The organism is Burkholderia sp. R-40, from assembly GCF_049942845.1.
Taxonomy (GTDB): Bacteria; Pseudomonadota; Gammaproteobacteria; order Burkholderiales; family Burkholderiaceae; genus Burkholderia; species Burkholderia ambifaria.
Genome location: NZ_CP187967.1, coordinates 22,487 through 45,558 on the forward strand (window position 1 = coordinate 22,487; position 23,072 = coordinate 45,558).

The following is a 23,072-nucleotide window of genomic DNA, read 5'->3' on the forward strand; positions in this document are numbered from 1 at the left end:
CACGATGGCCAATTTCACCAAAGATCAAATCATCTTCCGAGGCGAAGGGACATTTCGCATCGTCCGCGTGCAGGATGATATCGCCCGGTTGGAAAACACCGTGACGGGTGAGTTCTCCAACCACAGTGAATCGAACCTCCTGGAAGAGTATCTGCGGGGATATCTTCGTACGTCCAACAGCAAGCAATATCAACGCGCCCCCAAACACAGCATTTTCAAGGATGCATTGGATGCCAGTGTATCCGCAGGTGAGCCAGGAGATTTCGAGACTCGCCGGCGAGTCAGCTATCTGGTGATGCTCGACCGAATGGACGCGTTCGCGGGTCGCCGGTCGACATTGCGTAAGGCCATTCAAAAAGTCGCGGTAGATCTTGCAGATCCTACTCCACCGCACGAAACCACGGTATATCGGTGGCGCCGCCGGTACCGCAACGCGCGGTGCGATATCCGTGCCTTGCTTGATCAGTCGGAGCATCGTGGCGGACAGGGGCGATCACGGCTCGCCCCGATCGTCGAAGGCATCATCCACGAAAAGATCGAGACAGCCTTCCTAAATAGTAAGACAGGAACTGCTGAGGAGGTCTATAACGCAGTCTTCCTCGAAATCGCGCGTGAAAACGCGATGCGTATCGAGTCCGAGTGGCTCAAGGTCCCTGCGCTCCGGACCATTCAACGACGCATCCATGATATCGACGCATACGACCACGCCGTTGCTCGGTATGGCGAGCGAGAGGCTCGGCGTAGGTTCGCGGATCAACATCGCGCACGGAAGGTATCCCGCATCCTCGAAATTGTCGAGATCGACCACTCACCGGTAGATTGCATATACGCGGATTCAAACGGTGAAGCGATCGCTCGACCAATGATCACCGTCGTTTTGGATCGATTTTCCAGATGCGTGCTTGGCTTCTGCATCAGCTCGGCCGGGCATGGGGTCCACGCCATATTCGAAGCGCTGCGGCACGCCATGATGCCGAAGAGCTATCTGCAAGAGCGATTTCCGGAGCTATCTCTGGAGTGGCCATGCCATGGTTGGCCTGAGCGCTTGCTCATGGACAACGGGCGAGAAATGCATGCTCGTGCAGTCGTCGACGCCATGACCAATTTGGGCGTGATCTGTGAGTACGCGGCGTCGCGCGATCCAAACGACAAGCCGTTCGTCGAACGCTTTCTCAAGACGTTCAACTACTCCTTCATCCACAAACTTCCAGGAACGACCCTCGCCAAGATTCATCAACGTGTCGGCTTCAAGGCGGAGGACGAAGCATGCATCACGTTCGAGAAGCTTATCGAAATGGTTCATGTCTGGATCACGGAGGTCTATCACAAGCGGCCTCACAAAGGTCTGGGAGGCCGTGCACCGATCGACGTCTGGAAAGAGGGGGCTTCGGCGAATCCCCCCTTGTTGAAATGCAACGCCGAGGATCTCAGCATCGAGTTTTGCGAACATGACGAGAGCGCACTGCAGCACTATGGTATCGACTTCAACACATTCCGGTACGTGTCCCCAGAGCTACTCGTCTTGCGGCGAATGTTGCCCGCAAAGTCAAAGGTGCACATCAAGGCTCCGTATGAAAACGCCGGTCTGATCTACGTATGGGATCCAATCGAAAACCAATACATCCGCGCCGTTAATACCGACGACCTGTACCACAACCTAACGGTCGAGCAAGCCAAATTGGTGAAGAACCAGTACAAAAATTCTGACTCTCATCAACGGACCAGGGCAAGCGCTGAAGAAATGATTCGCGAGATGGCCAACGACGCGATGCGATCGAAGAAGCTTAAGGACCGCAAACGTGGTGCACGTCAAGCTGGCATGACATCGAAGGCCGTCAATCGTCATCCACCGTCTGTACTTGTACCGCAGAGCGACCCACCTCTAGCCATTTTTACTTCGGATTCCGATGAGTTACCCGGATTTGAAGTGGACACCTTCGATGCCGAGGTCTATCGTGAAAAATAACGCCGCGTGTGCAGCAACCGTCCAGAAGATCCGGAAAGAATTCATCAAACTCCCTCACGTCATACGGATAACGGCTTCATTGGACCGTATGTACGCGTATCAGTGTTGCAACGAGGAAGCCGAGCATCTGATGCTGGTCGGTGAATCCGGGGTGGGAAAGTCTACGCTGCTTTCTAGATACGCAGCAGAACATCCTCCGATCGAACACGAGGAGTTCACCGAGGTCCCAGTACTGTACGTGGTGCTGGGTCCCTCCCCCACGCCCAAGACGTTGGCACACACAATCCTGCGCGTACTGGGAGACCCGAAATGGAACACGGGCCGGGAGGTGGAGCTGACTGCCAGGCTGGTGTTTCTCATCAAGCAATGCCGTGTCCGGCTCGTGATCGTCGATGAAGCCAATCACTTGATCGACCGAGGTGGAGAGAAAACGCTCCACACTGCCGCCGACTGGATCAAGCGGTTGGTCGATGCGACGCGAGTGTCATTTGTACTAGCCGGCGTCCCAAGAATCACGCGCTTGCTCGATACGAATGATCAGCTACGCGAACGCTTCCGGGAGGTCATCAGGATCGATCGACTATCGGTCGCCAGCGAATCCGCCGAGTTCGAATTCCGCAACGTACTTGTGACCTTCAAAAGATATCTCCAAGACCTCCCGGCGATTGACATTTCTGGCATTGCGATTACTCGCCTATTTGCGTTCGCGACCGATGGACGTCTTCGTGACATCCGGAGACTCCTGGTGCGCGCAGTCGAACTGGCGTACGCACAGCCTGATCCCAGATTGACAGACAGGGTTCTCGCACAGGCATTCCGTACAGTTATCTATCCGGATGCACCAGACGAACGAAATCCTTTCCACAAGCGATTTGATGAGATGCCTCTCGTGAAAGGCGATGAACCCTTTGCACCGGTGGAGCGCTGACATGATGACGTCCAACACTTCTCGCCTACCACTGTGCCGCCCCAAAATCCTCCCTGACGAATGGATCGAAACCTATCTTTTTCGCGTCGCTAGAGCAAATGGCATTCGCCGTCCAAGGCTCAGTGACATCGAGCGGTTTCGCCCAACGCTTCCCGTCACAGCCGTGAGCAAGCCTGACGGCTATCCAATTTGGGGCAACGCCATGCTACCGCGCTGGAGCGTGGTTACCCGGGTGAACAAGATCCGGTACTGTCCGGAATGTATGGTTGAGTCCAGGCATATTCGTTCGCGTTGGCGCCTCACACTCTTTGAAGTCTGCACGCTCCATCATGTCCGGCTGAAAGACGATCTCGCCGAACCTGTGATGACCCGAGGCTATAAGCAAAGCGATAAATACCTGATCACCGATATCACTGACGAGCAGCTCTGGGACGGTGCGGTGTGCCCAATGCCCAACGAGCGACAGCATGTCGATCGATTGTGGTCGGAGTTTGAACGGCTAATCCTTGGAAGCGATCTATCCGGCGCGTTCGCGCAGCTGACTCACATCTTGTTTCTGGAGGCCATCCTCGATGCCCTGGCAACCACCATGCCGGAGTCCAAGTCGCTGCCCTGGGACGCCCCCCGATCAACCCGCCTGGCCGAATTAGTCGAGAGAAGCCAGTTTTCCTTGGTGCCGGATTCGGATGGAATTCGAGATTTCCTGGATCAGATCACCGATCCCTCGCATCGCGGCGTGGCCCTCGCGCGACTACGTCGCATGTTGCTCGATGAGGCCCAAAGACGTACATGTCTTTCTAGCTTACCGATCGCAGACCTGAGGAGGCGGCTTTTGATGGATGGCCAGAAGACCATCACCCCGCAAACTCGCGGGGAAGTCCACCCGAGTCACGGCGTACCGGACGGATACGTAAGTTTCGAAAAGGCGACTTTACTCATCGGATGCACCAAGGATCTTCTCAAGCATCTCATTCAAGCGGACTTCTCCCATGGTGCCGTCACGGTCCAGCACGGCAACAAACGATATATATTTTTCCCATCCTGGGCAGTAGAAGCATGTCGCCGATGGTTTGCGTCCGTCGTAACGCACGAGCAGTTGATGATAGAACTGTGCATTACTCGATCCGGGTATATCACGCTATTGAAATCTGGTTTGCTGAAGCCATTGACGGTCAAAGGACAGGCGTATTTTTACCGAACACATCTCACCAGTCTGTGTCACCGGTTAGAGGAGCTATCGCGACCTTGCCCGGCTAGCTTCGCGCATTTACAACCGTTGTTCGGAACATGGTTGCCATGGAGTGGGCCCTACACATCAAGCTCGTGCGAGATGTTGCAGGACATATTCGCTGGAAAATTCCCCATCTTCCGTCGGCTGGAAAATCCAGGTCTATCTGCTTACTTTATTGATTCGACGGCAATCGAACGGCTACGTCAGTTCAGAATGAATGTCGTCGCCAAACAGGCAAGGCTGGAACGGTCATCGCAGCAACTCTCCTTCTTGCCAGAATGAATCTCAAACCAATCCATAACGCAGGTTGGCGCTCGCGGGGAATCGCCCTGTTCGCAGGGCGGTTCCTTGTACGACCTATGGCATGCTCGGATGAAAGCTTCCTTGGCTACCGCCTGCGGGTCGCATTCGCCAACGGACTTTCCAACCCTGGCTGGTTAGACTGTCGGGATTGCAGCCTACCCAAAGCTCACGGTATCGCCCGCTGGTGTCCACATTGCTTGGCCGACGCCGGATGCTATTGGCGTGAGGACTGGTACTCCGGGCCGGCAGCGTGCTTGACGCATCGCTGCTGGCTGACCTCGGTATGCGCCGCGTGCCGGCGAACATTGCGCTGGAAGCAGGTTCGCTTCGCCATTTGCACATGCGGCGCACCACTGCGAGAAGCGGCCGTCGACAAATTTTCGGCCGAAGTACTGAAGCTGATTGGCGAACAAATTACTTCGAGTGCTGCCTCGTTGTCTGTTGGGGAACGCTGGAACCTCGCCCGTTTCCTTGGGGCGCTCTCGCAATTTGGGCTGCAGGGCAAGCCATTGAAGAGGGCGTCGCGTCGAACAGAGAATATCGAACAACTCTTGGTGACAGCCGGCGCATCACTAATCGTCGATCGATCCGCCAGTTTCGAATTGCTTGATCGCCTTCGTGCGCCACAGGCGGATATGAACAACGTCCCCTTGTTCTCGGAAGTCTTTCCGCACTTGCTCACCATGCTACGCAAGCAATTGAGTAAGGAAGAACATCGGTGGATGCTGAACATGCTGGACGCATACATTAGCAATTCATCTCGTCAAGGGTCGGCGGTGCTCTGGGAACGAAGGAGCGATGCAAGGGGGACGAACACGGAGTTGCGCAGTCGGCAGAAGACACGAAACTCGGCCGTTACCAATATGCTCGCGCAGACGGGTGAAATCGTACCAGTCCGGCGAACCCCGGCTGGACGGCAAAAGTTTGCAATCAGCGCCGATAACCTGAAACGTCTTCGGAACACGCAGCGTTCGCTGGTCCCGCTAAAGACAGCGGTCCGATACGCCGGGATGTCTACCAGACGCATCCAAGCACTGGCGAAGGCGGGCCTACTTGCTTCACACGAGACACGCATCGACACGAGATCTGTCGATCGATTCCTCAACGACATCACGGCAGTGTGTGCCCGTGACGGACCGGCAATTGAGGATCCGATCAGCCTAGCCGAGGCCTTACGTCTGTATGTGCCTGTTGAAGCGTCTGCAGCATTCTTCAATCACCTCGCGAACGGTGCTATGCGCCTTGCCGTCGACAGGGGCAAACAACCGACGTTGCGGAATATTTTTGCCGACCGCGACGACGTGATTTCCGCCGCGCAGATACCGGTCGAATCGGATTCCCCGATATCAATTGTTGAAGCAGCTCGTCGACTCGGCGTCAAACAGGAAGTGATGTACCACCTGATCAACATAGGGCTAGTCAAGACCCGAACGGCCAAGCTGCGCCGCCGGGCAGCACAAGCTGTCGATGTTGATGAGCTGAAGAAATTTGCCGAACAATTCCAGCCACTGCGCACAGTGGCAAGTGCGATCGGAATCTCCGCTCGCGAGGCACCCGGTTGGGCTCGGCAACATGGTATTGAGATCGTCACCGGGCCATCTGTCGATGGCGGACGACAGTACTGGATCCGCAGGCAGACCACCACAGATATTTCTCGCAGTGCGGGAAGCGAAGCTTGAAGACTTTGCCTTCGTGGGCCGCTTGAGCCTGCCCTGCCACCAGGAGCTTATATGGGAATCTGGAAATCTCCCCCGGTTGAACTTGAACCCGTCGTGTTTTTGTCCCGCTGGCAGGTTATGGAGACAGACAAGGGCTTCCGCCATTTCATTGGTCACAACATGGAAACCATGAGCGGGCGGGCAAGCACCCCTATTGTGAAATTTGATCCAGAGACACGCCGCGGGGTCACCCAATCCGGGAGGATCTACGAACTGATCGCAGAAAGCGGCGCCGACTTCAATGCCAACATTCTATGGAGCATTACGTGCGCTCAAATCGGCGTGACTTCCATAGACGTCTCATCCGAGTACGATCAAACGAATATCGCCTCCCTGCAACCTGCCGCACCTTTCATTGCCAATTTGTTCTACGACGCCAGGTTAAGGTGCCTGAGCGCCAATGTCCTGGCCACCCGTCAATCTTTTGAGTCACGAAATCCAGGCGCCCTGGCGGAACTACTATTTGCAATGGGCGTGAGGCAGGGCTACCTGCGCGTCCCGAATTTTGACACGGTCGAAAACCGAACTGAATTCATTGATCTTGTGCGTGCGGTAGAGCGGCGGCTCAATGAATTGGAGCGGGGCTTGCCGCGTGACGCTGACGGACCGCCAACCGAAGAACCGTCGTGACAACCTGACGACTCGTCGATATCGAACATCTTGATCTGATGCTAATCAATCTGATCAAGCATCTAACCATGGATCGTGAAGCCATGAAACTGCTCGTCCTGTCCGACCTGCACAACGAATTCGAACCCGCCGTAGCTGACGCGAAGGCCATCGCTCGGTCGGACGTCGTCGTGTTGGCTGGCGACATCCATACAAAGGATCGAAGCATCGGGTGGGCTCAGGCATTCGTTGACGATCCGACCAAGCCCGTTATCCTCGTGGCCGGGAATCATGAGTTCTACCGGGGACACTTCGACGGCACGCTCGACAAGCTGCGCAATCTTGCGCAGGGCGCCAACATTCATTTCCTGGAGAACGATGCGTTTGTGCTGGGCGACGTTCGTTTTCTCGGATGCACGCTCTGGACGGACTTCAAGCTGTACGCCAACAACATATCCTCCACGACATGCATGCGGGATGCTCAGCAGGCAATGGCCGACTTCCGGCTCATTCGCGCGACGTCATCGTATCGAAGGCTGTACCCGGCTGATACCGTGCGGCGGCATGAGCTATCGCGTGCGTGGCTTCGCAACACACTGAGCGAGCCATTTGAGGGCAAGACCGTAGTCGTCACACATCACGCCCCCTCGGCGGGCTCTGTTGATGCGGAATATGAAGGAGATCCGCTGACGCCAGCTTATGCGTCGGATCTGGAAGATCTCATGGGACCCGCAGTTCCCCTATGGATTCACGGCCACATGCATACCAGCTTCGATTACGTCGTTCCAGCCGGCGACAAATCCAACGCACGTGGTACGCGTGTGGTCTGCAACCCGCGCGGGTATTCGCCCCGGCATCTGAACCCGGATTTCAATCCTGGCCTGCTGATCGAGGTATGAGGCAGAGTCCATCCCACAACGCGAACATGACGATGCGAATATTTGTCGACACCGAGTTCACCGATTTCATCGACTGCGACCTGATCAGCATTGCGCTGGTCGCAGAAGACGGGCACGAATTCTATGCGGAGCGGACCGACTTTGACCACCACGCCTGCAGCGCATTTGTTCGCGAGGCGATCCTCCCTTAGCTTGGCCAGTATCCCGAGCGGATGTTTTCGCGCGCGAGCCTTCAATCGGCGCTTCGTGAGTGGCTCGGGCAATTCGCGGGCGGGACCTTCTGCATGGATTTCCACGGAGATTGGGATTTGCTCGTGGATGTCCTGGACGGCGTACCAGACGGCTGGGAGGCGCTGCTCGTATGGGATCAGGCAGACAAGGTCCGCCTGGAGTCATATTTTCAGCAATTTGGAGGCCGACACCACGCGCTGCATGATGCTCGCGCCCTGCGTTACGCGGTGCAAGTCGATATTTCGCCTCATGCTTGAGGCTGCCCATGGTGGACGACATCATGCACTCGCCGGCGCACGGGCGACCCGCTTTGCGATGATGTCGTAGAACTATCCTGCCCTGCATTCCCCCGCCAATCCTGTCCATCATTCGCCAGCACTTCTTGTCACGCGGGCCAGCGCGCGCACTGCGTTGCGCGGGCCCTCTGACGAGTTTTGACGTTTTCGTCAGACATTTGGTTTAAAGTAGCTTCGGCGCAATCCCAAAAGACGGACACAACAATATGGATGCATTCATTGTCGAGGGCGACACCACCACGCATGGCGGCCGTGTGATCGGCTGCGCATCAACGACCAACATCGATGGAAAACCGATGGCGCGCGTGGGCGATATGGTCACGTGCCCCCATTGCAGCGGCGTATATCCGATCGTCACAAGCAAAAATCCAGGCTTCAACCTGCAAGGCCGAGCCGCCGCATTCGAGGGCGACAAGACTGCGTGCGGCGCGTCGCTAATCTCGTCGCAGACCCTTGCTCGCGCGCGCGTACCGATGGGCTCCGGTGGAACCGGCGGAAGAACCGCAACGCACGAATCAATAGCCAATGCTGCGAACTCTTATCGCGGGCGCTTTCAGGTACTTGACGAAGTTACAGGCAAGCCTGTCCCGAACCACCCCTATTCACTTGAAACGGCTGATGGCCGAACGCTAACTGGCACAACAGACGCTGAGGGATACACGCAGTGGCATGAAGCGGATTCCCCTGCTTCACTGCGCTTCGGCTCCGAGGCCTCGGGCGAAAGGGGCTCGGCATGAGTAGCTACGGATCGAGCAACACCCCAGGCGGGATGACACCCAAGGGCACGACCACGCCAGTTCGCTTGAAGCCCTTGACGCTCGACCCGGTCGACAAGAAGATCATCTGCAAAGCAATCTGTGTATGCAACCGTTCGCCGGACAAGAACGAATCCGAGGCCGAACTCAAGCAACAGTGCGTATCGCGCAATTTGCGCGACCTCGACCAGGATATGGCTTGGATGAGTCCGTACAAGGCCGAGGTCAACTACAACATGGCCAACACTCCGCCTACACCGGTGATGCGCTCGGCAACGCCGCTGGAGCCACACCCATATCTGCCGGGATGGCTGCAAAAGTATTGGCCAGGAGGAATCGAGGAATATCCGCGTGGAACGATGCGCCGCCCGGATGTGGTGATCGTAAAAGATCCGACCCGGCCGCCGACGCAAGACAACATCAAAAATGTCGTCGAAATCAAATTCCCGCCGCAGAAGCGGGACCCGGAACAGGAAGAAGACTTTCGCTTGATCGCCGGCTCGCGCGAGAAGCTCGAAGTAATGGGCCCACAGGACTGTGACTGCTCGGAGGACGACGGCGACGAGAGCCCTGTAAAGGTGGCCGCAGAGAAGCTCTCAGAACTGGGCCGTGCGCTACGCAATTTGATTGGCAAGGGGCCGCCAAAGATCCCTGGCTTCGGTGGGCTACCGCCTCCGTCACCGGTCTTTGTTCCATAATGCACGTTGCCAGCGGACCAAATGCCCCGGATTGAACATAACCCATGGACAAAAATTTCATCAATTGGGCCAAGGCGAATCAAGACCAGGCTCTCATCGCCAACGGCTTGCTCGAGCCTCGTTACGCAACCAGCGGCATCGGTGCCGCATTCGTCGTGCGTGCGGCGCTCTACTTTGAGCGCGCCTTCGACTCGGACGTGCGCACCGCGATCGCAGAATGCCTTGACGACTATACCAAGACCGCACCCGACAAACTGACGTTTGTCTGGCACAACGGCAAGGCTGCGCAGACTTTCAAAAAAGCGAAGCCACTGCGTGGGCTCGCTGCCTCGCTATCGCCGGAAGATCGCTTCGACTTCGACTACCTCGGTGGCAAGGAAGCCACGGACGCGAGCCTCTATCAGTTTTCCGTCGTCGGATTGCGGCAGCGGCAAGAAAAAATGGGCAACCGAGGATTCAATGCGCTATCGTTTTCCTGGCCACTGGTTGACGTGCAAGAGAATCCCGACACGTTTGTGAAGCTGTTCTTCGACGCTGCGAAGCGACTCAGTGCGGTTCACGGACACGCTGGTTTCGCAGTCAACCTGTCGCCGACGGCCGTCAACGAGAATGAGCCGACAGAGTACTGGATTTCGCGGATGATGCCCGGTCTCGATGTGGGCGCGCCGGGCGATCTGGCGACGCGCCAGCTCAAAGGGAAAATCAAAACCGTCGATTGGCTAACAGCGATCAACAAGTCGATGCTCGACGCGGTCGGCGGGCTCTCCACGCTGCGCTCGGAACTGCCTCCTGATTGGTTTGCGATTGGCGACTACGGTACTGGAATAGTCATACGTGCAGGCGAGTTGCCAGACTCGGGCGCGTCGGACGACGAGGGACAACCTCCCATCGTGCCGCCCCCTTACATCATCCTCGATCACGCGTTGCGCGTGATCCGCGCAGACTCGCTCGACGCACTGCAACACGGCACGGTGAACGGAGGGGCGCCGACGTACAACACAGCCACGTCGACGGCCGAGTGGCTTCATCGCTTTGAAGTGAGCGAAGATGAACTGCTGGACGCGAAAGCCGGGGTACTTAACACACCTCGCTTGACAAGCGAAAACGCAATCCCCAATCGGGTTTAGGTTGCGGCGCCTATCCGTAACGAGCGACTCTCAATGCGCTGATTCGTCAGATAAATTTTGGTAGCCGCGCTCAGCTCGCGCAGATACTCATCTTGTAAGCGTTTGAGGTCGAACATATAGATCCGCGTACTATGGATCGCGACGTCGACCGCTTTCCCGCTAACTCGTTCGGCGAGTTTGGTCTGCAGCGAACAAACTCCCTGGCCAACCACCACTGGTCCGTTGAGCCCGTATTCGAGGTCGCCCACAAAATTTGGATGCAGGACCTCATCGATGTCGAGGAATATCGTTGCCCTCTTGCTCATTGCGGAACTCACCCTTAGGGAACAATAAGAGCACGCCGGATCATCAACAGCGCCGTTGGAAGCATGCTCCTTCCAGCGCATATTCTATGCTATGCGATTTCTCTCGTTGATAGTTCAACAACGACAACAACTCTGATGATTGTTTAAAAGATTGATGCGAGCCGTCGGTCGATCGCGTTTTCACCGCGTCTCGACCTCAAGTTTGTCGTCAGCACGCCGTTATGCACTCACCTCGTGCGACATAACCCTACGTCACGTAAGACGGTATGATTAACGGCTATCAATTATCAATCGATTAGGCACATTCATGGACGCGCATACGAAATTTCTTACACCGGATGCTGTCCGGGCCACTTTCGAAATCGTTCAACAAGCAATCCACTCCAGTCGCCCCAAAAGGATTTTGACTTCCGTCGAAGTAAACGCCGACAAGGCGATTGCTCTCTTCCTCTTTTGCGCAGGTTTCGGATTCGCCTTACTGCTCTGTCTCTTTGCGATTCACCACTTCTGGCCCATCCCAGTTCTGGCAACTCTGGCATTAGGCGTTGCAGTCGGTACGGAAATTTCCGGTCTTTTGTCACTAATCGCAATTGTGGTACAAGCCATTCCCATGTTAAACCGTATACGCAAAAGACCTGCTGGACCAATACTTGAGTTGGCCAGCGCTGATATTGATCGACTGCTACCACATTGCAATGATCTTATGCGCTTTTCCTTGCCGGAATTGGCCTACGTTCGCGAACATATCTCTCACCAGCGAGACGCATTCGACAATCGACGTGGGCGGTTGATCGGCCAACTTGACAAAGTTGGGACGTTTCCAGCGCTCGCGACTCTTGGAATTAGCGTCGTCAAACTGATGCAGGATCAACACATTGCCCTGAACAACTCAATCGTCTGGACGATCGCAGGGTCCCTTGCAGCGTTCTATCTCCTCAGCCTTCTGCTTGCTGATACAAGTGACAAGCTCACACAAGCGATCGGGCTGCTGAATTTCGTTATCGATAATCATCCGGGGAAAGGGGCCGACGAGTAGCATTGGTACGCCAACGCGCACTGCCTAGACGATGGATCTTCACGGCTGCTCTCATACGCCATGTGCCGTATACAAAACTTCATGCAACTATCCAATGTTCGTTCGTACCTCAAGGCTCAATTGGCCCCATTCAATCGTTCATTTTTTTGTCTGCAATCGTGCCAATAGAGGGATTGAGGGTTGCATTTTGGTGGGCGGCACCAGCTACGGTCGCCGTGTTATTTATCACGCACTTCAAAAACCGACTACCCGCCAGTTATCTGGAAGCCGCTATTTCTGATGGAATAGGTCCGCACATATGGAACGTGGTGGGTGTGCTCGGATTAGCGCTTTTCGGTCTAGCAGTGCTGTTTCCGAAGATCGAATTCATTGCTACCGGGGCGTATCAAGTTTTGATCAACACTTATGGGATGGGCGGCTTGGCCATCGGCCTGTTGATTGGAAAGATAGGGGCTCAGCTGCCGTCTTCACTGTCAAAACTCGAGCTGTGGAAGGCTTGGCTCGCAGGCACGGGCATCGGTCTACTTATGCTCGAGCTGTTCGTGCTCAATTTTTCACTCTGGTGCTTCGCAAGCTTGATGCGGTCAACGAAGGAGGGTGACGGATTTCTACGCCGTGCCGCAAGTATCGATCTGCGGCTACGCCTATTCGCATTCATCTTACTGTCTATACTGCCTCCTGTCGTGTTTCTTGTCCGCGAACACTAGATCTCGGAGCAGCCAGCATCACCACCGGGTCAGCACAGCGCTCGTTCGACACGCACCCCAACCTAATCGGACATAGATAGCCGGTCGCAATCGATCACACAACGACGACCATCGGATTGAGACTAGCGCTATAGGAGACCATATGCCAGACCGCCTACTCATAACACAAAATGCACAATTTTACTTCCCGAAAGCGGAGTTGACAGATGACTCGATAGGGGCTCTGTTAGACGCCGCATCTCAAAATATCGAAAAGAATAGCAATTTTCTGATCGATGAATTTAGGCAAGCGCGTATCGCACCCAATACAGATTTCACGTACACGTATTCTGCAAGAGCATTTCCTTCGTCCCGTCCCGTCTATTTTTTGACTGAGGACTTCCAAGATACAATATATGCGTACATCGTCATAATCGAAATTGGAAAATACATATCGATCTTCAAAAAAAGCTGCGCCAATATATCCGACAAGATCGACGAACATTTCAATGCGATTGACCACTCGCTTCTAACATCAACCTTTGACGATGACGAAGTTGAGTTTCAAAAAATTGCACTGCGCAATATGACGATATCAGAGCGCGCGATGCGAGCAAGGTCATATGAAGCCGCCGATTTAAAAGGCCTACTGTCGACACATGCCGCCGGACGATCAATTCCCTATTTTCTGAAAATTCGCCAAGGCTCAAACTTAAAAACCATTTCCGCGAACTCCGGTCGAGTAGTCGAGGCCTCCGAACGAAAGAGGCTCGATGAAATCGCGCTTTGGGCAAAAGGTCAAGTTCACCTCATTGAAAATCCAAATACAAACAAGGCGTTTTTGGACTCCTTCGCAAAATTAGTCGATCTTAGCGAGGTACTAGCCGTCACCGAGCCTTCGGCCATTTTGATCGAGAGCGCGATGCTACACGACAGAATATTTAGAGAAAACATCCCTGTTTCCTACAAAACACGAAAGAAAAAATCGCTTTCACTAAACAAGGGGCGACTTGATCGAATCTTCAAAATTTTGGAGAAGGTGTATGAGGTCGACAAAGACCTGAAGGTAGTGGGTCACGAAAATACTTCAAGGCTCAGGAAAAACGAGAAATCAATCACATTACTATCCATCCCCCTTCAGAGAATCAAGCTTACAGAGAACGGGAAGGATGTCTCTCTTCAGAAATACATCATTAAGAACGGATTCTTTAGTATTTGCTTCGAAGATCCCAAGTACATGTATTTTATGGGGCGATGCTTTGAAGACTCATCCGGCATTTCCGAAATCGATAGCATACTAGACATTTTGATTGCCAAACCCGAGATCGCAAATGCCACTAGCGAAAAGGGTGAAATCAAATCAACCTCAACTGCATTCGATGCCAATTCAATGTTTGGTATAGCAGAGACCATTCACGCTCATGATGATTACATTTTTTGCGATGATCTGGGTAATGAATGGGCTGATCATATTACTCTGAACAGTGCAGACTCATGCATTTGCTTTATCCATTCTAAACACGGGGACGTTAGCCGATCTGCAAGCAAGCTTCATGACGTTGTGGGTCAAGGCATAAAAAATCTTGGCAACATGTATTTCTCAAAGGAACAATTCACAAAGAAGGTCGACGAAAAATTCTCCAAGAGTTATTCCCAAGATACGGTACAGAGCGAAATTAGCCGAACCAGAAAAGGCGATTGCGCCGCGATTGACGACTACGTTAAACACCTCTTGCAAGACTACAAGCTTCACCGAAAAGCCGTCCTATCATGCTCGTTTATATCAAAATCCGCCATTGAGATTGAATTCAATAAAATAAAAGCCAAGCAGGCTGTTACGGGCAATATCATACAACTGCTGTGGATTCTATCGTCTTTCGCGCATGCCGCGAAGGATATGAATGTCATCCCCATCATTTACTGCCAGGAATAAGATGCGCGTGCCGTGCAGGCTGCATGTGACTCGGCAACCGATTGGTTTTTCCTGCTGGATCTCCTGGGTTCTCCGCGACCGGCGAATCTGGCTGATTGATACTATGATCTACGATCGCTGATCGACACGACAATCTACGACCGGACAGTGGCCGCGTACTACCAGACGGACGCCCGCCAGCACCACGCGTGACCGATACGCGCGCGTATCGCCGAGGCTGGCTGGCCTGGATGGATGATCGGAAGAAACAGTAACCATGGGACTCGACCAAAAGCGACCACTGTTTAGCGCTCATGTTACGTGCCGCCGGTTTCGCGATGCTTTTGCAGGATATTTTATGAACTGCGATGACGAAGCCTTCCCCATCACACCGGATTTCCTCGTGCGATCAAGTGCAGCATTGCGGAAGCGTCCCGTGCTGTTTCGTGATTCGCTTGGCACAGTGCCGGTGATCGAGCGCGATGGCCGCGCGTTCGACGTGCGCCTAGCCGACATCCCCGGCCCCCACCGTACAGCGTTCGCGACAGCACTACGGGGATCGCAGGTGCCCGTCCTTGAGGGTGAAGGCGATCTCACATATGCCTGGGACTTTGTGGATTGGGTCCACTGAACTCCGAGCTGGTGATGAACGAAGGATGTTTTTGCTCATCTTCAACTGATCCGAGCGGACCTGATTGAGCGAACGTCGCCGCAGCGACCCACGGGCATTCGGGGTGACAGGCCGGTCTTGCTCCGCTCAATTTGCATGCAGGTGCAGCGAAGTTCCCTGCCGCCGCCTGGCACTTTCATTCAAGTCCTTAGACCTATCCGCCGTTAAACGGAAAAACAACTTCGGAAGAGTTCCATGAATTCTGCCCTCACGTCGCCCCGCACGGCCCGATACTTCCTCGCTGGCCTGACAGCGCTTTTCCTCTTTTGCACAGTGCTGCTCGTACTGCACAACAAGCTGGACTGGTTTGGACCTGTCGTGGCCCAGATCGCCGCCATCGGATTCCTGATTCTGGCACTACCGTGTCTGGTGGCAGGGAAGCACGTCTTGAACAGTATCGAGGCCTCAACCGGAAACGTCATCTTGAAGCCGGACGACTCGCTTCTCGATGTCGTGCGTCCCCTCGTCGCGAACCTTCCCTATGACGTGAGGGTCTGCCAGTACGAATTGAACCAGGTGAACGCTTTCGCTATTTCATCAGTGTTCGGGCGCGAGGCGCTTATCGCTTTTTCTTCGCGCATGGTGAAAGAGTCCTCGTCGAAGCAGCTTACGGCTTTCGCCGCTCACGAGGTCGCCCATCTGAAGCACGGTGACTCGCGCGACAAGGCCCTCCTGATCGCGTATTACGAAGCGCTCCAGATCTACCCGCGACTTTTTTCCGAATTCGGAAAGATCGTCCTCAAGCAAGCTCTTCCTGCGATCGCTCTGCTGTTCGTCCTGACCATTGCCGTCGTTGCGTTTTTTGCCGGGCCGTTGCAGGCCGCGCACGCAGCTGCGCCGCTTCTGCTTCTGCTTACCCGCTACGTGATCATCGCGGCGGCGTTCATCGTTGGATTCGTCTATCTGGAACGCACGCTGATGAAAAAATATTTCGAATACAGTCGTGCCCGGGAATACGAGGCTGACGCCGCTGCCGCGGCCATGACTTCGGCGGAGGACATGGTATCCGCGCTCAAACTGCTCCACGCACCGGCCGCTGCTGTAGGGGTGTTTGACACCCATCCTCCCCTCGACGAACGGATTGCCCGTCTGTCCAACTGATCATGTCGCTCACCGCGTAGATGCCAAGGCTACGAACGTTTGGAACCTGACCTGAGACGGATTGTGTAGCCAAACGGCAAGTGAGTTCTCACAAGCGGTCGATCGCAATGCGAAGCTCGCTTGTGAGTCGCTCAGAAAGCATGGCCGTCGGCGAGCGGGTCGTTGTCTTCTTCACTGGGCCCTAGGCCGAGTAGGTCGATCATCGGATCAATAAGTCCCGGATCTACGACCGACAGGTAGCGGGAAAACAGGCGAACATAAAACGAATTGACATCGCTATCGGTGACGATCCAGCCTACCTGATTGTTCCCGAGCGCGGTCTCGAATAGCCTGTCCACCTCGTCGGGCTTGAAACTATCGAGAAACTCCTTTAATTCGGCAATCGTTGCATGCGTAGTGGCGAATGAACCGCTCTGCTCAAGGGCGTTGATTGCTTGTACCTTGGCAGCCTCTTGCTCGGCCGTCAAAGGAACGTACGAGTGCTCAAAGAAAGTTGTGACGTCAGTGGTCTTTTTCACCTCGTCCGGCTGCCATGCGGGCTTATCACCTTCGGCTGCCTCGATCACTTGAGCGGGTGGGAACCCTGCAATATGCTCGTTTGGAATCGCTTCGTCGGCCGGTTGAGGGCGCTCGGGCTCGGCCTGAACTATCGCTTGCTCATTTTGCTCAACCTCGGGAGCAGCGGGCTTCGCAAGGGTCTTGTTGTAATGCGCCAATAGGCTCTTAACGCTGTCAAAGACATAAAGGTTTGCGCCTTCCTTCTTGTTGAACCACTCGTCCTTTAGAAAAGAGTTCGGATAGGGCATGCCCCGCTCATCTTTCCCATCAAGCGCAGACACATAGTCACTGTCTTTCGTTACCACGTAGAGATCGACCGCTGGCACCTTGGCCAGCAACATTTCCCAATTGTATTGGTCGCCAAAACTACCCGGCTTCCCCGGCGGGTTGCCGCGCTCGGCGCGCAACTTTCCCTTAGCGAATACTTCGTCGTCGTGCTCGTATTCCGTGCCTGCGGCAAACAGGAAATCCAGAGTAATGTCTACGTCGAGCTGAAATGTCCGCGCCTTCGCTGTTGCCTCGGCGATGAGGTGGTCCCGCGCCTTCTTCAGGTTAGCCGCGGCATCCACATAGGCTTGGGCCATCTGTAAGCTATACATGTGCCGGGGAATATCCGCAAAAGTAGATTTCGAGAACTCTTTCGCGGCGATACTGAGTTTTGCCTCACGGTTGCGGCGCCATTCGTCCACGACCTGCTCAGGCAAGTGAAGAACGATTTCTTCTTTCGCCAGCAAATTGAATAGCGTATCAAGTGCAGCAATGTCGTCCTTGGTGTAGTGGTAAAGATTCAGGTAAACATTGGTGTCAATGAAAATATGGGTCGCCATCGCTGTAAGTTTATATGTGTATAGCCATCATATTGCCATGATTCGATACGAGCGCGGGACTGACTATACGCGCAACAGCGTCAAGAAGAGTGGTCGCCTTTTTGCCGCAGACGCTTACCCCTTCCTTCACTATCAAACAGATACAGTCCGCGTAAAGTCGCCCAGGAGCCTGTACGGAACGCGAGGATCACAAAAGGTGTCGCTCACGTACCTGCCCCAACTCAATCGTAGTGCAGTTGACGGCAATCGTTGGATGACGACACCAATTTCAAGTTGCGCGAGGCTATTTCACGTCGTCACTTCGATGGCCGGCTGCTCCAGGGCAATCGTATCGACGACGGACTGGAGTTCGCATAGTAAGTCCGCTTGTTGGGCTTGCAGGTACTGGTGCACCAACTCGTTCCCAAGCAGCCTCGCAAGATAACCCTTTGCGAGCACGAGGTTGAGCACGTCCTGTCCATAAGTCTGCTCGACCACCTTGTACTGCCCCTGCAGATTGCTCATCTCCCGCTCCATCTTCGCCATTTGCTCGGGGCTCACGCCGGCAAGCTTTCTCGGTTTCTTTCCTTCGACCAGACGAGAAGCCGGTGTCGCAACGAGCAACGCTTCCGCATAAGACACAGACAGGTTGTTCGCCGCCACCATCAGTTCGACGCACTCGACCTGCCGCGTCGGTTTCATCTTGCGTAGAGCTCGCGCGAGCTCCGGCGAAAACTGCCGGTCCTTCAGGAGCTCAGTCGCTTCAGCACAAATCCCGTCCAGCAATGCCATTCTCTTGATGATCTGCGACACATCTACGGACAGAGCCTTCGCGAGTCGCTCCGGGGACACCCCCCGTTCGACGGCCCGACGAATCATGAAGTGTTCCTGGATGGTCGACAGCCGATTGACGCGATTGTTGTATGTGTAGCTCTCATCGTCCGTGGCAACCAGGCAAGACACGGTGTTGAACTGAAGCTCCTGCAATGCGATCAATCGCAAATGCCCATCGAGCAGGACGTGGTTGCCCGATGCCTGGTCGACCGGCGTCACTGAAAGCGGCTCGATCAAGCCTACCTCTTCGATGGAGCTTCTGATCTGCTTGAACTTGCGCGAGATCATCATGCCAGCAGGTGTGCGCCGTGACGGCAGGATGCTCGCGATCGGAACGGACAGTGGTTCCGGAATGAACCCAAGTGCTACGCTGGTCATGCTGGACTCCCGCTCGGCCATACACGTTCCGCCAGATACTTCGGCAAAGTCGCCAGTTCCTCAGCGCGCAGCAGGTTGACGAAGTTCTCATCGGCAAATAGCTGCCTGAGGGCGCCGACAATGAACAGCAATCGCTGCTGCGTGAACTCAGCCTTCCGCACCATCGTTTTCTGTCGCTCAACTTCATGCTGATACGTTCGGACGAGGCTCGATGTGGTCACGTCCATCACCTTGCGCGTCATGTTTCGATTCGCCGTGCGGCCGAGCGCCTTCCTCCGCTCGATGACGCGCCGAGCGTCCATCAGCTGGCGCCCGCGCAATCTCCCCGATTCATATGCCTCCTGGAGTGCCGCCTGGATCGCCTCATCGTCGTCGCCAGCACCGACGATCGATAGCGCCGCGTTCAGCGGAATTCGACCTTTCTCCACTGCGATCACGAGGCGCTCTTCACCCTGATGCAGCAGCGTCAGGATCCCCTGCACGTAGTGCTGCGTGAGCCCCGTCTTCTCGGCGATCGCCTTCGGTGCGTATCCGCGCTCCTGCAGCTCGCGTATGCCGGCGAGCAGTTCGAGCGGTCGGCACTGCCGTCTCGCGATGTTCTCCGTCAGACTCATGATGAACGCGTCTTCGTCGCTCACGCTCACCACCAGCGCTGGTATCGTTGTTTCGCCGAGCGATCGGAACGCCTTCAGTCGTCCCTCCCCACACACTAGGAGATACTTCTCCACGCCACTTGCCGTTGCCCGTGGCGTTACCAGAATCGGTTTCTTCAGGCCGATTGTCTTGATGTTGCTGACGATTTCCTCGAAGACGCGACCATTGCGCTCGCGAGGGTTGATCACTTCGATCTGGCTGATGGGGATCATCCGAACCTCACCAGGCTGCTCACGCTGAGTCACGCTTTTCTCCTCAGCCGAGCACGCTGCGCCATACCGTACAAGTAGTCCAGCGTGTCAAAGCGATAGCTCTCGAACTCGATCGGATTCCAGTCCGCGAGGTTGATGCGGGGCTGCCAGAAATCGATGCGCGGCAGGAGGTAATAGTCGAGCGCCATCGAGTTGCTTCGGTCTAACCTGACCGCCACTGTGACGTCGGGAAGCAAGCTCGTGTCGAACCGCACCTTCCAGTGGTTACGTCCGCTGCCGCGCACTTGGCACCGTGACAGCACGATACACGCAGTGAACTCTCGATTCACGGTCAGCAGATCTGTCGCCGGATCACGCGACACGGATCCGCCGAGATCCGCAATCTTCTTTTCGGTCTCGGCAACGATCTCTGGGTGCAGTTGCCGAATGAAGCGATTCGTTTCGATATAACGATAGTCACGCCCCGGCGTGAAGCCAACCGTCTGATACGCACGAATCAAGCTGCCGAAGCGATACACATAAACCGAGGTGGACGGCATGCCCTCCGTTTCGTCGATCACAACGCCCGATAGAAAGCCTCGGCTTCGGTACAGGTTTCGCAGACGCTCGATTAGCTCCTCACTCGAGTAGCGCCAGGCGCGCGCCCGCATGATGCCCTGCGCGGTATAGAATGTTTCGCTCGGCACGATGGATTCGAACGCACCCTCCTTGCGTATCCACATCTCCGACGGATTCGTGACGCGCGATTTCTTCAGCTTGAACGACACACGGTTGTAGACGTTGTTGCCGATGTACTTCTCGTTAGTCAGTACCTCCCGAATGGTTGCCCGAGTCCAGGGTCGCCCAAGGTCCGTCTGAACGTTCATGCCGTTCAGACGTGCGGCGATCTCGTGCTCGTTGAGTGACTCATCGATGAACCAGTTGTAGATGAGGTTGACGATTCGAACCTCGCGTTCCGGACCAGGCATCAGAATGACACGGTCGGTCTGCAGGCACTTGTGTTGGCCGCGTTGCAATTCCCCCTTCATGAGGCCATGCTCGTCGACCAGGATTCGGCGTAGCCCATAGCCGGCCGGGCCGCCTTGCCGGAAACCGAGCTCGATCAGCCGGCACTGCCCAGCGAAGACCTTCGCTGACAACTCGCGGCTGTACTCACCCGCCATCGCACGTTTCACACCTTTGACTATCGTGGAAACGGGCGAGCCGTCGTTCTCGAACTGTTCGGCGCAATAGGCGACCTGGATACCAGCGCGCCGGCAGATGTACTCGTAATAGGCACTTTCGTCTGCATCCTGGAATCGTCCCCAACGGCTCACGTCGTAGACGAGGATCACCTGGAAATCGGCCATGCCGGTTTCCACGTCCCGGATCAGCTGCTGCAGCGCTTGGCGCCCATCGATACGCAAACCGCTTTTACCCTCGTCGGCGTAGGTCCGTACGATCTCAAGGCCGCGACGAGCAGCGTAGTCGCGAATGCGATCACGCTGATTCTCCGTCGAGTACTGCTGGTGCTCCGTCGACATCCGAACGTATTCAGCGGCCCGCATCCTGCAGGCCTGCTCGTCAATGGATTCGCATGTGCAATCGAGGTCCACGATCCAGCTCCGACTGGCAACCGCCCCTCGCTGCGCCGTCCCCGACATCAACTAGGGGATTTGTATCGGCGAACGCGTCGCGCCTTGCAATGACGTCGAATGCGAGCGAGTACACAGCCAAGGTAGCAGGCCATAGACCCTTGTCGAACACGTCATCTCTTTGCAATCAGGCCGGAACAGGCCTCGGCTCAGATAGCACGGCGATGTGCACCGTCCACGCGTTCATCTTTGCAACGCCGGCCTCAACCACGTCGCGCAGGATATAAAACCCAGATGCCAACGGGCGACAGGCCGGCCACACGTCCATATTTGCAACCGGACTAGCAAGGCGCCGCGCATTCCGTCGTCGCTGCATCGCGCAATTGCGATCGCGATAGGCCGGATGCGTCTCGCGGTAGTGCCGCCAGTAGCCAGGATGTCGGGCCCGCCAGTTGGCCTGAGCGCGGATCTGATTCTCGCGATAGTCGGGATCGACTCGAAGGCGCTCGTGCTGCCATGCGCGCCGGCGAGCACGCTGGCACGCCTTGGCTGAGCAGAAGCGTTGATGCGGGATATGTAAGAACGGAGTGAAGGGTGTGCCGCAGGCGGCACAGATCCGATCCGATTTCATGGCCGTGCTCCGCAGAGGAATCGTAGTGGGGCCAGTCGTGTTCGGGGCCAGGGTCAGTTGAAGCCAGCTCACGGGACGCGGCGTCCCACCCTCGCAGATTTTCCCGCTCTTGGAGCGGCTCTGAGGTTTTTCTAGGCCTCGACCTTCCGAGGGTCGCGCGAGCCGCTCATAGAGCTCACGGGTTATTGGGGTCGCACCCAAACGCTACTACTTCGGCGCGGAAGTAGACCAGTCGCAACAACTCCGTCATCGCGACAAAGTGCTTGTGGCGGGGGCTCTTCGTAAGTCTTTGATTTTTAGTGTGCGGCGTCTCATCAACTAAGTCGCCCTACGCTGTACGCCTCAAACGCCCCGAGCTTCGTTGGCCGCGGTTCACGCGGCTTGTAGCGCGGCACTTCCTCGGCCGATAGGTACCGCGCCACCGTGTTGCGAGAAATGCCCAGGCGCCGCGCGATCTCGCGCTCCGATACGCCTTGGGCTTTGAGCACATGGATTTGCGTCCACTGTTCCTTCTGGAGCATCGCCAGCCTTTGCGCGCAAAAGGCTGACTGTACTGAAAGGTGGCTCAGATTTACTTCGCGCGAAGTGGCTCATTATTACTTTGCGCCCAACACCGCCGAGTCAGGACTTCCAGCGCCTCGCGCCGGCCCGTCGGGGTGATCATTTTTTTTGGCTGAATTCCTTCAGACCGTCGATTACCAGCATCTGCTCGGCGATCAGACGCTTGAGCCGATCGTGCTCCGATTCCAGTTCCTTGAGCCGACGCGCGTCAGCCACATCCATCCCGCCGAACTTGTTGCGCCAACGATAGAACGTCTGTTCCGAAATGTTGTGGCGCTTGCATAGGTCCTTCACCGGCTCATCCCGGCTCTCGGCCTCGCGCAAGATGCGGATGATCTGCTCGTCGGTAAATCGCTTCTTCATCGAGTCCTCCTTGCCCCTAGGATAAAAGAG

The 23,072-nt window shown here is 55.6% G+C and carries 22 protein-coding genes and 2 pseudogenes; 16 read left to right on the plus strand and 8 right to left on the minus strand.

The features are described from left to right. Positions 1–4: 4 nt before the first annotated feature. The 11 genes from ACP26O_RS00070 to ACP26O_RS00120 all read left to right on the plus strand — a co-directional run bounded on the left by ACP26O_RS00070 (position 5) and on the right by ACP26O_RS00120 (position 10,761). The gene (locus ACP26O_RS00070; RefSeq protein WP_175712488.1) at positions 5–1,966 is read left to right on the plus strand and encodes a Mu transposase C-terminal domain-containing protein; all 1,962 of its coding nucleotides are present in this window, start codon (positions 5–7) and stop codon (positions 1,964–1,966) included. Continuing rightward, a complete protein-coding gene (locus ACP26O_RS00075) occupies positions 1,956–2,894 on the plus strand; it encodes a TniB family NTP-binding protein (RefSeq protein WP_426356265.1) in 939 nt (312 codons plus the stop codon). Before ACP26O_RS00070 ends, ACP26O_RS00075 begins: the two co-directional genes overlap by 11 nt. 1 nt (position 2,895) lies before the next feature. Continuing rightward, positions 2,896–4,407 (plus strand): TniQ family protein, encoded by a 1,512-nt coding sequence (locus tag ACP26O_RS00080; RefSeq protein WP_012327540.1) that lies wholly within the window; start codon positions 2,896–2,898, stop codon positions 4,405–4,407. Between the two features lie 326 nt (positions 4,408–4,733). Beyond that, a complete protein-coding gene (locus ACP26O_RS00085) occupies positions 4,734–6,107 on the plus strand; it encodes a hypothetical protein (protein ID WP_175712485.1) in 1,374 nt (457 codons plus the stop codon). A gap of 51 nt (positions 6,108–6,158) precedes the next feature. Next, complete coding sequence (locus ACP26O_RS00090) at positions 6,159–6,776, plus strand: hypothetical protein (RefSeq protein WP_426356266.1); 618 nt, start codon at positions 6,159–6,161, stop codon at positions 6,774–6,776. Between the two features lie 83 nt (positions 6,777–6,859). Continuing rightward, positions 6,860–7,654 carry a metallophosphoesterase gene (locus tag ACP26O_RS00095; RefSeq protein WP_426356267.1) on the plus strand — a complete coding sequence of 265 codons (795 nt, stop codon included), beginning with the start codon at positions 6,860–6,862 and terminating at the stop codon, positions 7,652–7,654. Positions 7,655–7,680: 26 nt separating this feature from the next. Continuing rightward, positions 7,681–7,845 carry a hypothetical protein gene (locus ACP26O_RS00100; protein WP_426356268.1) on the plus strand — a complete coding sequence of 55 codons (165 nt, stop codon included), beginning with the start codon at positions 7,681–7,683 and terminating at the stop codon, positions 7,843–7,845. Positions 7,846–7,938: 93 nt separating this feature from the next. Then, complete coding sequence (locus ACP26O_RS00105) at positions 7,939–8,142, plus strand: hypothetical protein (RefSeq protein WP_426356269.1); 204 nt, start codon at positions 7,939–7,941, stop codon at positions 8,140–8,142. A gap of 245 nt (positions 8,143–8,387) precedes the next feature. Continuing rightward, positions 8,388–8,918 (plus strand): PAAR domain-containing protein, encoded by a 531-nt coding sequence (locus tag ACP26O_RS00110; protein WP_426356270.1) that lies wholly within the window; start codon positions 8,388–8,390, stop codon positions 8,916–8,918. Continuing rightward, positions 8,915–9,634: a VRR-NUC domain-containing protein gene (locus tag ACP26O_RS00115; protein ID WP_426356271.1), complete on the plus strand. Its 720-nt coding sequence runs from the start codon at positions 8,915–8,917 to the stop codon at positions 9,632–9,634. The genes ACP26O_RS00110 and ACP26O_RS00115 overlap by 4 nt, the downstream gene beginning before the upstream one ends. A 44-nt stretch (positions 9,635–9,678) precedes the next feature. After that, positions 9,679–10,761, plus strand: a complete 1,083-nt coding sequence (locus ACP26O_RS00120; RefSeq protein ID WP_426356272.1) for a type VI immunity family protein — start codon at positions 9,679–9,681, stop codon at positions 10,759–10,761. Here the strand turns inward: ACP26O_RS00120 and ACP26O_RS00125 are convergent. Next, positions 10,758–11,066 carry a hypothetical protein gene (locus ACP26O_RS00125; protein WP_426356273.1) on the minus strand — a complete coding sequence of 103 codons (309 nt, stop codon included), beginning with the start codon at positions 11,064–11,066 and terminating at the stop codon, positions 10,758–10,760. The two genes, ACP26O_RS00120 and ACP26O_RS00125, sit on opposite strands and share 4 nt — an antisense overlap. A 307-nt stretch (positions 11,067–11,373) precedes the next feature. On the opposite strand from ACP26O_RS00125, the gene ACP26O_RS00130 reads away from it, so the two are divergent. The 5 genes from ACP26O_RS00130 to ACP26O_RS00150 all read left to right on the plus strand — a co-directional run bounded on the left by ACP26O_RS00130 (position 11,374) and on the right by ACP26O_RS00150 (position 16,471). Then, positions 11,374–12,102, plus strand: coding sequence for a hypothetical protein (locus ACP26O_RS00130; RefSeq protein WP_426356274.1), 729 nt, complete (start codon positions 11,374–11,376; stop codon positions 12,100–12,102). A 146-nt stretch (positions 12,103–12,248) separates the two neighbouring features. After that, positions 12,249–12,809 carry a hypothetical protein gene (locus ACP26O_RS00135; RefSeq protein ID WP_426356275.1) on the plus strand — a complete coding sequence of 187 codons (561 nt, stop codon included), beginning with the start codon at positions 12,249–12,251 and terminating at the stop codon, positions 12,807–12,809. A 142-nt stretch (positions 12,810–12,951) separates the two neighbouring features. Further along, positions 12,952–14,721, plus strand: a complete 1,770-nt coding sequence (locus ACP26O_RS00140; RefSeq protein WP_426356276.1) for a hypothetical protein — start codon at positions 12,952–12,954, stop codon at positions 14,719–14,721. A 337-nt stretch (positions 14,722–15,058) separates the two neighbouring features. Beyond that, the gene (locus ACP26O_RS00145) at positions 15,059–15,331 is read left to right on the plus strand and encodes a hypothetical protein (RefSeq protein ID WP_426356277.1); all 273 of its coding nucleotides are present in this window, start codon (positions 15,059–15,061) and stop codon (positions 15,329–15,331) included. 234 nt (positions 15,332–15,565) lie between these two features. Further along, on the plus strand, positions 15,566–16,471 hold the full coding sequence (locus ACP26O_RS00150) for a M48 family metalloprotease (protein ID WP_426356278.1): 906 nt from the start codon (positions 15,566–15,568) through the stop codon (positions 16,469–16,471). A gap of 131 nt (positions 16,472–16,602) precedes the next feature. Here ACP26O_RS00150 and ACP26O_RS00155 read toward each other — a convergent pair whose 3' ends face one another. From ACP26O_RS00155 to ACP26O_RS00185, 7 genes and pseudogenes are all read right to left on the minus strand, one after another. Further along, positions 16,603–17,856 carry a PIN domain-containing protein gene (locus tag ACP26O_RS00155; protein WP_426356279.1) on the minus strand — a complete coding sequence of 418 codons (1,254 nt, stop codon included), beginning with the start codon at positions 17,854–17,856 and terminating at the stop codon, positions 16,603–16,605. Positions 17,857–18,144: 288 nt separating this feature from the next. Continuing rightward, complete coding sequence (locus ACP26O_RS00160; RefSeq protein WP_426356280.1) at positions 18,145–19,047, minus strand: plasmid partitioning protein RepB C-terminal domain-containing protein; 903 nt, start codon at positions 19,045–19,047, stop codon at positions 18,145–18,147. Further along, positions 19,044–19,946, minus strand: a complete 903-nt coding sequence (locus tag ACP26O_RS00165) for a ParB/RepB/Spo0J family partition protein (RefSeq protein ID WP_010100615.1) — start codon at positions 19,944–19,946, stop codon at positions 19,044–19,046. The genes ACP26O_RS00160 and ACP26O_RS00165 overlap by 4 nt, the downstream gene beginning before the upstream one ends. Continuing rightward, positions 19,943–21,556: a recombinase family protein gene (locus tag ACP26O_RS00170; RefSeq protein ID WP_426356326.1), complete on the minus strand. Its 1,614-nt coding sequence runs from the start codon at positions 21,554–21,556 to the stop codon at positions 19,943–19,945. Before ACP26O_RS00170 ends, ACP26O_RS00165 begins: the two co-directional genes overlap by 4 nt. A gap of 118 nt (positions 21,557–21,674) precedes the next feature. Beyond that, positions 21,675–22,118 carry a hypothetical protein gene (locus ACP26O_RS00175; protein ID WP_010100611.1) on the minus strand — a complete coding sequence of 148 codons (444 nt, stop codon included), beginning with the start codon at positions 22,116–22,118 and terminating at the stop codon, positions 21,675–21,677. A gap of 335 nt (positions 22,119–22,453) precedes the next feature. Next, positions 22,454–22,639: pseudogene (locus ACP26O_RS00180) on the minus strand (helix-turn-helix domain-containing protein); the annotation flags it as partial. 80 nt (positions 22,640–22,719) lie between these two features. Further along, positions 22,720–23,042: pseudogene (locus tag ACP26O_RS00185) on the minus strand (transposase); the annotation flags it as partial. Positions 23,043–23,072 lie beyond the last annotated feature (30 nt).

Bases quoted from the DNA above. Each gene is read 5' to 3' on its own strand.
- ACP26O_RS00070 (WP_175712488.1), top strand. From the start codon at position 5: ATGGCCAATTTCACCAAAGATCAAATCATCTTCCGAGGCGAAGGGACA.
- ACP26O_RS00080 (WP_012327540.1), top strand. From the start codon at position 2,896: ATGATGACGTCCAACACTTCTCGCCTACCACTGTGCCGCCCCAAAATC.
- ACP26O_RS00090 (WP_426356266.1), top strand. From the start codon at position 6,159: ATGGGAATCTGGAAATCTCCCCCGGTTGAACTTGAACCCGTCGTGTTT.
- ACP26O_RS00095 (WP_426356267.1), top strand. From the start codon at position 6,860: ATGAAACTGCTCGTCCTGTCCGACCTGCACAACGAATTCGAACCCGCC.
- ACP26O_RS00100 (WP_426356268.1), top strand. From the start codon at position 7,681: ATGACGATGCGAATATTTGTCGACACCGAGTTCACCGATTTCATCGAC.
- ACP26O_RS00105 (WP_426356269.1), top strand. From the start codon at position 7,939: ATGGATTTCCACGGAGATTGGGATTTGCTCGTGGATGTCCTGGACGGC.
- ACP26O_RS00110 (WP_426356270.1), top strand. From the start codon at position 8,388: ATGGATGCATTCATTGTCGAGGGCGACACCACCACGCATGGCGGCCGT.
- ACP26O_RS00115 (WP_426356271.1), top strand. From the start codon at position 8,915: ATGAGTAGCTACGGATCGAGCAACACCCCAGGCGGGATGACACCCAAG.
- ACP26O_RS00120 (WP_426356272.1), top strand. From the start codon at position 9,679: ATGGACAAAAATTTCATCAATTGGGCCAAGGCGAATCAAGACCAGGCT.
- ACP26O_RS00125 (WP_426356273.1), bottom strand. From the start codon at position 11,066: ATGAGCAAGAGGGCAACGATATTCCTCGACATCGATGAGGTCCTGCAT.
- ACP26O_RS00130 (WP_426356274.1), top strand. From the start codon at position 11,374: ATGGACGCGCATACGAAATTTCTTACACCGGATGCTGTCCGGGCCACT.
- ACP26O_RS00140 (WP_426356276.1), top strand. From the start codon at position 12,952: ATGCCAGACCGCCTACTCATAACACAAAATGCACAATTTTACTTCCCG.
- ACP26O_RS00145 (WP_426356277.1), top strand. From the start codon at position 15,059: ATGAACTGCGATGACGAAGCCTTCCCCATCACACCGGATTTCCTCGTG.
- ACP26O_RS00150 (WP_426356278.1), top strand. From the start codon at position 15,566: ATGAATTCTGCCCTCACGTCGCCCCGCACGGCCCGATACTTCCTCGCT.
- ACP26O_RS00155 (WP_426356279.1), bottom strand. From the start codon at position 17,856: ATGGCGACCCATATTTTCATTGACACCAATGTTTACCTGAATCTTTAC.
- ACP26O_RS00160 (WP_426356280.1), bottom strand. From the start codon at position 19,047: ATGACCAGCGTAGCACTTGGGTTCATTCCGGAACCACTGTCCGTTCCG.
- ACP26O_RS00170 (WP_426356326.1), bottom strand. From the start codon at position 21,556: ATGTCGGGGACGGCGCAGCGAGGGGCGGTTGCCAGTCGGAGCTGGATC.
- ACP26O_RS00175 (WP_010100611.1), bottom strand. From the start codon at position 22,118: ATGAAATCGGATCGGATCTGTGCCGCCTGCGGCACACCCTTCACTCCG.